This window comes from Vibrio sp. S11_S32, from assembly GCF_014694465.1.
Classification (GTDB): domain Bacteria; phylum Pseudomonadota; class Gammaproteobacteria; order Enterobacterales; family Vibrionaceae; genus Vibrio; species Vibrio algicola.
In genome coordinates, this window is sequence record NZ_JAAUWS010000140.1 from 1 (window position 1) to 715 (window position 715).

Genomic DNA, 715 nt, shown 5'->3' on the forward strand with positions numbered 1-715 from the left:
AACATGATACAAAGTATGAGTCGGCGAGGGTGTTGCTGGGACAATGCCGTACAAGAACGATTTTTCCGCAATTTGAAAACGGAATATCTGAACGACCTAAGCTTCATCAATCACCCATCGGTGGTAATCGCCGTCGAACGGTATATTAGCTTCTACAATTACAGGCGATTGAACTCCGCGATTAATTATTTAACGCCAGTTCAAAAACGCCAAGGATTACTAAAAGTGGCTTAGAAGTCCTACAGGATTACTTGACCATTACACCTCCTATGTTATTGGTTCCCATGTGATTACCTGGCACGTAGAAAAATACCGTTTTGTAACTTGTAGTGTTCAATGCCACCTTCAAATCCAGTAACAACAAAAAAACACCTGCTGGCTATGCCAGCAAGTGATTCATTCTTATTATAATTGACGATTCGCCGCTGCAAGCGCGTATCTATAAGCAGCATCTTTTCCTGCGGAACAGGCAGCGACTTTCCTCACCTCAACTTTTTTATCTGCACTTCGTTTATCCACTAGCTCCCAAAGGTCTTGATGAGCTATCGGTTTTTTATTTGCTTTACGCCAATTGCGACGTTTCCAACCGGCTTTGTTGCGTAATTCGATGGAACTAAATGTGAAACTGACGATCAGATCGTTTACTCCCCACTAAACCATCGATATTCATGCCAAAACCTCGTTATAAGACCAAAAACTGGAAGTTATATAATCA

General features: G+C 41.7%; 1 protein-coding gene and 1 pseudogene. One reads left to right on the top strand and one right to left on the bottom strand.

Annotated features, from left to right (window positions below):
- Positions 1 to 234 (top strand): integrase core domain-containing protein (locus HC723_RS16990; RefSeq protein WP_190339942.1); only part of this gene is annotated, 234 nt, incomplete at its 5' end.
- A gap of 171 nt (positions 235 to 405) precedes the next feature.
- Here HC723_RS16990 and HC723_RS17835 read toward each other — a convergent pair.
- Positions 406 to 588: pseudogene (locus tag HC723_RS17835) on the bottom strand (RNase H family protein); the annotation flags it as partial.
- Positions 589 to 715: the final 127 nt, after the last annotated feature.